9 protein-coding genes are annotated in these 8,678 nt (G+C 69.5%); 7 read left to right on the top strand and 2 right to left on the bottom strand.

Annotated features, from left to right (window positions below):
• Window positions 1-303 (bottom strand): hypothetical protein (locus ACVBEQ_RS23450; protein WP_447155813.1); only part of this gene is annotated, 303 nt, incomplete at its 3' end.
• An 18-nt stretch (window positions 304-321) separates the two neighbouring features.
• On the opposite strand from ACVBEQ_RS23450, the gene ACVBEQ_RS23445 reads away from it, so the two are divergent.
• The 4 genes from ACVBEQ_RS23445 (at window position 322) to ACVBEQ_RS23430 (ending at window position 5,877) form a co-directional block, all read left to right on the top strand.
• The gene (locus ACVBEQ_RS23445; protein ID WP_447155812.1) at window positions 322-1,494 is read left to right on the top strand and encodes a TetR/AcrR family transcriptional regulator; all 1,173 of its coding nucleotides are present in this window, start codon (window positions 322-324) and stop codon (window positions 1,492-1,494) included.
• 3 nt (window positions 1,495-1,497) lie between these two features.
• Entirely contained in the window at window positions 1,498-2,172 is a 675-nt protein-coding gene (locus ACVBEQ_RS23440; protein WP_447155811.1) for a DNA alkylation repair protein, read from the top strand.
• Window positions 2,173-2,617: 445 nt separating this feature from the next.
• Complete coding sequence (locus tag ACVBEQ_RS23435; protein ID WP_447155810.1) at window positions 2,618-3,304, top strand: TIGR00266 family protein; 687 nt, start codon at window positions 2,618-2,620, stop codon at window positions 3,302-3,304.
• A gap of 110 nt (window positions 3,305-3,414) precedes the next feature.
• Window positions 3,415-5,877: a protein kinase domain-containing protein gene (locus ACVBEQ_RS23430; RefSeq protein WP_447155809.1), complete on the top strand. Its 2,463-nt coding sequence runs from the start codon at window positions 3,415-3,417 to the stop codon at window positions 5,875-5,877.
• Between the two features lie 53 nt (window positions 5,878-5,930).
• Here the strand turns inward: ACVBEQ_RS23430 and ACVBEQ_RS23425 are convergent, their stop codons facing one another.
• Window positions 5,931-7,100, bottom strand: a complete 1,170-nt coding sequence (locus ACVBEQ_RS23425; protein ID WP_447155808.1) for a thiolase family protein — start codon at window positions 7,098-7,100, stop codon at window positions 5,931-5,933.
• A gap of 446 nt (window positions 7,101-7,546) precedes the next feature.
• Here ACVBEQ_RS23425 and rpsF point away from each other — a divergent pair, with 446 nt between their 5' ends.
• The 3 genes from rpsF to rpsR all read left to right on the top strand — a co-directional run bounded on the left by rpsF (window position 7,547) and on the right by rpsR (window position 8,675).
• Window positions 7,547-7,855 carry a 30S ribosomal protein S6 gene (rpsF, locus tag ACVBEQ_RS23420; RefSeq protein WP_447155807.1) on the top strand — a complete coding sequence of 103 codons (309 nt, stop codon included), beginning with the start codon at window positions 7,547-7,549 and terminating at the stop codon, window positions 7,853-7,855.
• Between the two features lie 11 nt (window positions 7,856-7,866).
• On the top strand, window positions 7,867-8,376 hold the full coding sequence (locus tag ACVBEQ_RS23415; protein WP_447155806.1) for a single-stranded DNA-binding protein: 510 nt from the start codon (window positions 7,867-7,869) through the stop codon (window positions 8,374-8,376).
• Window positions 8,377-8,438: 62 nt separating this feature from the next.
• Entirely contained in the window at window positions 8,439-8,675 is a 237-nt protein-coding gene (gene rpsR, locus ACVBEQ_RS23410; RefSeq protein WP_205261871.1) for a 30S ribosomal protein S18, read from the top strand.
• The last annotated feature ends 3 nt before the right edge of the window (window positions 8,676-8,678 follow it).

The following is an 8,678-nucleotide window of genomic DNA, read 5'->3' as shown; positions in this document are numbered from 1 at the left end:
GGGGGTGGTCCGGCCGCGGTGGGTGGTCCGGCCGCGGTGGGTGGTCCGGCCGCGGTGGGTGGCCTCGCTGCCGTCGCCGATCAGGCGGCCGTTGTTGATCAGGCTGGTGTCGCTGATCAGGCTGGTGTCGTTGATCAGGCTGGTGTCGTTGATCAGTCTGGTGTCGTTGATCAGGCTGCGGAGGACGCGCCCGCTGCCGGAGTCCGTCGGCCGCCCTACGGACGAAATCCGTCGCTGGCCGCGGTGGGGGTCCGTGCGCGAACGGAGATCGTCGACGCCGCCCGGGAGTTGTTCGCGCGGCACGGGTATCAGGCGACCACGGTGGAATCGATCGGCGAGGCGACCGGCCGGTCCGGCGCCGCCGTCTACCAGTACTTCGAGAACAAGGCGGGGATCTTCGCGATCTTCCTGCGCGAAGCGGGCAGCGGGCTCGCCGCTGCCGGAGACAGCTTTCCGGTCCTGAGCCACGACGAAGCGGGCCGTGACGCCCTGCAGGCCTGGCTCGGCGAGCTGATCGACGTGTTCAGCCAGAACCCGGGCACGTTCCTGCTGTGGGCCCAGGTGCAGTTCAATGAGCCGACCCTGGCCGCCGTGGGGCAGCGCAACCTGACGTCGTTCCAGAACACCGTCCTCGACCGGCTGGTCAGCGCCGGTGCTGTGTCGCCGGTGCCGGCCATCGCGCCGCTCGGCATCCTCTCGGTCGTGCAGTGGTCGTACTTCCTCTTCGTCGCCAGGTTCCCGCAGCTGGGCCGGCAACGGCTCGAACGCGCGCTCGCCGACATCCTGCTCGCCTACTTGTTCGCGCCACCGGCATCGACCCGGCCGCCGACCGCGATCGACCCGTCCGAGCTGCCGCAGATTCCCCTGCCGCAGATTCCGCTGGGCAACACGATGGGACTGCGTCGGCCGGTCACCGCGCGGGGAGCCGGCACGGTGCAGCGAATTCTGGTCGCGGCCGCCGACCGCCTGGGTGAATCGGGCTACCACGGCACGAGCCTGACGGACATCGCCGCCGCCGCCGGGGTCAGCCACGGCAGCGTCTACACCTACTGGACCGACCGCGAGGCGCTGTTCGGCACACTCGCGCGGGAAACCCTCGCCGCTGTCGAACTCCGGGTCGCCGCGCTCCCCGCCGCGGTCAGCTCCTCGGAGGGTCTCGGCGGCTGGCTGGACGACTGGGTGACGATGCTCGGCCAGCACGGCGCCGTGCTCTACGTGTGGACGCACGAGCTGGACAGCCCCGCGCTTGCCGACCTGACCTTCCGGATGAACGCATCGCTCGACGACGCGGCCGCGTTCATCGCATCGTCCGCCGGAACCCGCCCCGAGGATCCGTCGGCGGCGCATGTCGTGCTCAGGGCCGTCCTGACGGACGTTCCGTACGTGCTGTCCGCACAGCTCGGGATCCTCGAACGCGAGCACGCCTCGGCGTTCGTCGCCGACCTGCTGCGGGCCAGCGTGGGCGCACCCGCCCGGCGGCCCTCGCTGGACTGACCCGTGGCGGACCTTGTCGGCGTCGTTCGGGCGGAGCTGCGGGCCGCCGCCGACCCGACCCGGGCGCCGCAGATGCGGGCCTACATGAAATCCGCGATGCCCTACCTCGGCGTTCCGCTCCCGGTCACCCGGCGGATCGCCAGGACGGCCGCGAAGGACGACCCGCCGGCCGACCTGGGTGATCTGGTCGGGTCGGCCACCGCTCTGTGGCGTGCCGCCGAGTACCGCGAGGAGCGTTACGCCGCAACAGAACTGACCGGTCTACCGATGGCGGTCGGCAGGCTGGAACTCCTGCCGCTGTGTACGGAGATCATCGTCACCGGTGCCTGGTGGGACCACGTCGACGCGGTGTCGCACCGGATCGGCGCGATGCTGCTGGCCCATCCCGATGAGGTCGAGCCGCTGATCCGGGCCTGGTCGACCGACCCCGACTGCTGGCTCCGCCGGACGAGCATCATCTGCCAGTTGGCTTTCGGCGCTCGCACCGATACCGCGCTGCTCAGCGACGTCATCGTGCCCAACCTGCCGGACCGGGAGTTCTTCATCCGCAAGGGCATCGGCTGGGCCCTGCGGCAGTACGCCCGCACCGACCCGGACTGGGTGCGAGCCTTCGTGGCCGAGCACGCCGCCGAGATCAGCCCGCTGTCCCGCCGGGAGGCGCTGAAGCATCTGGGCTGAGGCCGGGCTGCGTCGGCGGGTGTTCGGGGCCTGGGCCTCGCCAAGGTGCCGGCTCCCGCAAAGTCGCGACCCGGCCACGGTCGCGGCCCGGCACGGCGCCCGGTCGAGTGTCGTTTCTGCAGGGACTTTCGGGTCTGGGAGCCCTCCGGACCCTGCTGGTGTGGCAGTGGGCGCGCGGGGTGGGCTGCGGTCGCCGCGCGGCGGCCGTTTCGGTGACCCCGGCGAAGGGTCGGGGCGACCTTCAGAGCCACTTGGGGTTTGAGGTCGAGTGTCGTCTCAGCAGGGACTTTCGGGTCTGGGAGCCCTCCGGACCCTGCTGGTGTGGCAGTGGGCGCGGCGCGGGCGGCGAAGTGCCCCGGCGTGATGGGTACTTTTCCCCGTTCTCGTGCCTCTTTGTCTCTATGGTGAGGGCGCTGTCCGTTGCCCCTTTCGTGCTGGAGGATCGATGCAGGTCGAATTGCGTCACAGCCCGTCCTACGCCGTCGCCAGGTTGCACCTTGCGCCCGGCGAGCAGTTCCAGGGCGAGGCCGGGGTGATGGTGATGCAGTCGTTCGGCGTGACCGTGCAGTCGCAGATGCAGGGCGGCTTCATGAAGGCGCTGAAACGTTCTGCGCTGGGCGGTGAGTCGTTCTTCGTCACCACCTTCATCGGTCACCCGCAGTCGCCGACCTGGGTCGACGTCGCGGCGCGACTGCCGGGTGACGCGACGGTGCTGGAGTGCAGCCCCGGCCGTGGTCTGGTCCTGACCCGGGGCGCGTGGCTCGCGTCCGAGGTGGGGGTCAACCTCGATACCAAGTGGGGCGGCGGCGCGATGCTGCTCGGCGGCGAGGGCGGTTTCGTCGTGCACTGCACCGGCCAGGGCAAGATCATCGCCGGCTCCTTCGGTGCGCTGGATCTGCTGGAACTGCCTGCCGGACAGGGCTTCACGATCGACACCGGGCATCTGGTCGCCTATGACGACGGCATGCAGGTGTCGGTGCGAAAGGTCGCGAAGGGCTGGATCCAGACCGGAAAATCCGGTGAGGGCCTGGTAATGGACATCCAGGGCCCCGGCCGGGTCTGGACGCAATCACGGAACGCCGGCGCGCTGGTCGACTGGCTGACCACAGTGTTGCCGTTCACCCGTGCCTGACACCGCGTTCGGGCAACAGGGCAGCGACACCGGCTGTCCTGTTGCCGCCGGTCACGATCTCCCTGCGCTGTTTGGGTTGATCACGACCGCCGACTGGCAGAATGCCTGGCATGTCGCTTCAGCCGGGTGAGGTTTTCGCCGGTTACACCGTCCAGCGCGAATTGGGCGCGGGCGGAATGGGCGCCGTCTACCTGGCGCACCATCCGAGGCTTCCACGAAATGACGCCCTGAAACTGCTGCGCCCCGAACTCTGCTCCGATCCGAGTTTCGTCGTCCGGTTCGAGCGGGAAGCGGACATGGTCGCCCAGCTCGACCACCCGAACATCGTCGCGGTGCACGACCGCGGTTCGCAGGACGGCCAGCTGTGGATCAGCATGCGGTTCATCGACGGCACCAATGCCGAGGCCGCGCTCCGCGAGTACCCGGCGGGGATGCCTCCGGCCCGGGCGGTGCGCATCATCGGCAAGGTGGCGTCGGCGCTGGATTACGCGCACAAGCACCGGCTGCTGCATCGTGACGTCAAACCGGCGAACATCCTGCTCACCCCCGGCCCCGATGACGACGAGGAGAACGAACGCGTCTTCCTGTCCGATTTCGGGGTCGCGAAGGCGATCGGTGAGGCTGCGGACAGTGTCTCGTCGCTGACCAGCACCGGAAGTGTTGTCGCAACGCTCGATTACGCCTCGCCCGAGCAGATCAAGGGCCAGCCACTCGATCACCGTTCGGACATCTACGCGCTCGGTTGCGTGCTCTACAAACTGCTGACCGGCAGCGTTCCGTACCCGGCCGATTCCGTTGTCGCCCGGGTCTATGGCCACCTGAACAAGGACATTCCGCGGCCGTCCGACTCGGTGCCGGGCCTCCCGCCCGCCTTCGACGAGGTGGTCGCGAAAGCCATGGCGAAGGAGCCCGACGACCGCTACCCCACCTGTCGCGCCCTCGCATTGGCGGCACGGGCGGCCCTGAGCAGCCCGGCGATGGAGACGGCCGCGCGCCCGGCCGAGGACGGGAGCCTGCCGACCACGGTGGTCCCACCTGATCAGGTGAGCCGCCCGATCGATCCGATGCCGGAGTGGTTGGGACACAGCGGTGCGCAGGAGTTGAGCCCGGCTCCAGCCGCGGGATCGGCGCCGGCCGACCCGCACGGTCCCGGCCCGGGTGAGTGGCCCGGGCCCGGTCAGCAGGGAACGTACGGTGCTCGCGCCGGCGACGGCGGGACCAGAGCCGAGTACCTGGCGGGAGTGTCGGGGCAGCACGGGCCGCCCTCGAATCCCGGTCCCGTGCACCAGCCGCCGGCCGACCGACCACCGGGCACCAGCCAGGGAGCCGGCCAGGGCACGGGGCCGGGCACGGGCCAGGGTGGACCACCAGCAGGCAACCGCGGCGGACCCACCTCACCACCGCCTTCGGTCCCGGCGCCCGCGGCTGCCTCCCCGGCGGCGGGAAAGCCTCCTCGACGGATGGCGATCCTGGCCGCGGTGATCGGAGGCATCGTGTTGATCGGCGCGGTGACCGCGGCGCTGCTGCTGCGGGGTGGCGTCGCCGGAACCGCGAGCCCGGGCGCGCAGACCAGCCGGGCCTCGACAGGCGGGCCGGCTTCCAGCCCTGCGGCCTCGAGCGCCGATACGGCGGCGAGCAGCTCCGCGGACGCCAGCACCGAGCCTGGACCGGTGCCAGGACTGCCGCATTCCGATCCGCTGCCGGAAGAGGTGCTGATCGCCCCCAGGGTGGTGGACGGAACCCCGAACCTGTTCCTGATGGACGCCTCCACCGGTGCCGTCGGAGAGCAGGTCACCGATGGGCCGGGCATCAAGAATGTGGTGCTCTCACCCGACCGCGGCTCGATGATCTACCTGCAGGCCGCCGACGGGGCGCCGGACGAGCTGCGCACCGCATCCGTCGCCGGAACCGACGACAGACCACTGTTCGAGACCATGCCCGACGGTTGTGACAGCTTCGAACGGCCGGGCTGGAATCCCGTCGATCCGACCGAGATAGCGCTGCCCTGCACAGGTTCCGACGGCACGGTGACACTTCACCGGCTGACCATCGACGGCACCGACAAGGGCGTGATCCCCACCGAACTCCCGGCGATCGACGATGTCACCTACGCGCCCGACGGCGCGATCGTCGCCTTCTGGGGCCGCGACGAATCTGGGGCGGCACGGATCTACACCCAACCGTCCGACGGCAGTGAACCACCGACGCCGGTCACCGATCCGCCGGATGATGCCGGCGACGTCGACCCGGTCTTCTCGCCGGACGGCAGCACCATCACCTTCAGCCGATCCCAGAAGGACAGCGACGGCAAGTCCACCAGCCAGCTGTTCTCCGTCGGCGTCGACGGCTCAGATCTCACTCAGCTGACGGACGAGCCGAGCGGCGGTAATCAGGGACCGATCTACTCACCGGACGGCCAGAGCATCGCCTTCAAGAGCAACCGGCCGAATGCCGCCGGCACGGCGAACAGCCAGATCTGGGTCATCGACGCCGACGGCGGGAACCCGCGCGAACTCGGCATCGGCGACCCCGGCTTCGTCCAGGCCGGTTCACCGGCGTGGGGTCACCGCTGAGTCGTTCGGCCAGGCCCGCCCGCAGCCGGCCGTATTCGCGAGCCCGGAAAGCTTCAGAGCAATTCGAGAATGGTGGCGTTCGCCTGCCCGCCGCCCTCGCACATCGTCTGCAACCCGTAGCGGATCCCGGCAGAGCGCTGGTGGTGCACCATCGTGGTCATCAACCGTGCGCCCGACGCGCCGAGCGGGTGGCCGAGGGCAATGGCTCCTCCGTTGGGGTTGAGCGACTTCTCCAGCGCCAGGTCGCCGCCGCCGATGTCGGCCAGCCAGCCGAGCGGCACGGTGGCGAACGCTTCGTTGACCTCGAACACGCCGATCTCGTCCAGTCGAAGTCCACTGCGCAGCAACGCCTTCCGGGTGGCCGGGATCGGTGCGGTCAACATGATCACCGGATCGGCCGCGGCGAGAACGGCGGTGTGGATCCTGGCGATCGGCGTCAGGCCGAGTTCGGCGGCCTTCTCCGACGTCATCATGAGCAGTGCGGCGGAGCCGTCGGAGATCTGGCTGGAATTCCCCGCGGTGACGACGCCGTTCTCGGCGAACGCGGGTCGTAGCCCGGCCATCGCGGTCATGGTTCCGCCGCGGCGCACACCCTCGTCCACCGTCGCGGCCTGGCCGCCGGTCAGCTCGGCCGGCACCGGCACCAGCTGGCTGTCGAAGAGCCCGGCATCCTGTGCGGCGGCTGCCTTCTCGTGCGAGAAGAGGCTGTACTCGTCGAGCTGCTGACGGCTGAGACCCCAGCGCTGCGCCATCATCTCGGCGCCGACACCCTGGTGCGGCATCACCTTCCCGTACCGCCCCGTCCAACCGCTCGCCGTGAACGGGTTGCCGGCGACCTGGATCGAGGACCCCATCGGCACCCTGGACATCGATTCGACGCCGCCGGCGACGACGACGTCGTACTGACCCGCGATCAGCCCGGCCGCGGCGAAGTGCACGGATTGCTGCGACGAGCCGCACTGGCGGTCGACCGTCACCCCGGGAACGGACTCCGGCCAGCCGGCGGCCAGCACGGCATTGCGTGCGAGGTCGAACGTCTGCTCACCGACCTGGCCGACGCACCCCCAGATCACGTCGTCGACCAGCGCGGGATCGACGCCCGACCGGTCGGCGAGCGCCCGGAGGACATGGGCCGAAAGGTCGACGGGGTGCACACCGGACAGCGCGCCGTTCCGCTTGCCGATCGGTGTCCGGACCGCCTCGACGATGACTGCGTCGCGCATCAGGTCGCTCCTCTGCTTCTCGCCGAACTCGTGCGTCCAGCGTACGGGCGCGGTGGCGATTCCGTGCCCGGTGGCTCTCCATTCCGGACGATTCACGGGTGAGGGGGTACTCCAGGCTCAGCGACTCACCGAGAAGCCGTGTGGAGCGTCCACTGCCACGTCAGCAGGGACTTTTCTGCCGTGGCGGCCCCGGGACCCTGCTGTGATGGCAGTCGACGCGCAGCAGCCGGGTCCGGAGCAGCAGTCCGGGGCAGTCGCCGCCGCCCGGGGCAGTCGCCGCCGCCCGGAGGCTGAGATCGACAGGTCAGAGCCACCCTCCCCGCGCTGGTAGCATCGGGTGGTTGTCCAACGCCCGCCGAGTCCTGCAGAACAGGTCCGGCGGGTGCATCATGTTCCACCCTCCTGCCGCGGAACGACCGCGGCCGACAAGCCCATAGGAGGTGCACGTGAGCGTTTCCACCGCTCCACGTCACTACGAATTGCTGCTCATCCTCGATCCCAACCTCGACGAGCGCACGGTCGCGCCGTCGATCGACACGTTCCTGAACGTGATCCGCCAGGGCGGCGGAACCGTCGAGAACGTCGACATCTGGGGCAAGCGTCGTCTTGCATTCGAGATCAGGAAGAACCCCGAGGGCATCTACGCCGTCATCAAGGTGACGTGCCCATCCGCCGTGGTGTCCGAGCTGGATCGTCAGTTGAACCTGAACGAGTCCGTGCTCCGCACCAAGATCACCCGTCCCGACGCCAAGTAGGGCAGGCAGACATGGCTGGCGACACCATCATGACCGTGATCGGCAACCTCACCGCCGATCCCGAGCTGCGGTTCACCGCTTCCGGCGCTGCCGTCGCGAACTTCACCGTCGCGTCGACCCCCCGCACCTTCGACCGCGCGTCGGGGGAGTGGAAGGACGGCGAGGCGCTGTTCCTGCGCTGCAACATCTGGCGTCAGCCGGCCGAGAACGTGGCCGAGTCGCTGACCCGCGGATCCCGGGTGATCGTGTCCGGGCGCCTCAAGCAGCGTTCCTTCGAAACGAAGGAAGGCGAGAAGCGCACCGTCATCGAGCTGGAGGTCGACGAGATCGGCCCGTCGCTGCGGTACGCGACCGCCAAGGTCAACCGGGCCCAGCGGTCCGACAGCTCCGGTGGCGGCGGCGGTTACGGCGGCAGCGGATCGGGCGGCTCGTCACGCCCGAGCGCACCCGCCGACGATCCGTGGGGTTCGGCACCGGCAGCCGGCTCGGCCGGCGGCTACTCGGACGAACCGCCGTTCTGATCGGCGCCCATTCCTGATCTCTTTTCCTGACATCGCCCTGATCACAGCTACGAGGACAATTCATGCCTAAGCCCCCCGTCCGCAAGCCGAAGAAGAAGGTCTGCGCGTTCTGCAAGGAGAACGCCCAGCCGATCGACTACAAGGACACCACCCTGCTCCGCCGCTTCATCTCCGATCGCGGCAAGATCCGCGCTCGCCGGGTGACCGGCAACTGCACCCAGCACCAGCGGGACATCGCCACCGCGGTCAAGAACGCCCGCGAAGTTGCCCTGCTGCCCTACACCTCCACCGCTCGCTAAGGA

The sequence above is a fragment of the Nakamurella sp. GG22 genome (assembly GCF_052976845.2).
This window is presented reverse-complemented; position numbering and strand designations above follow the sequence as displayed.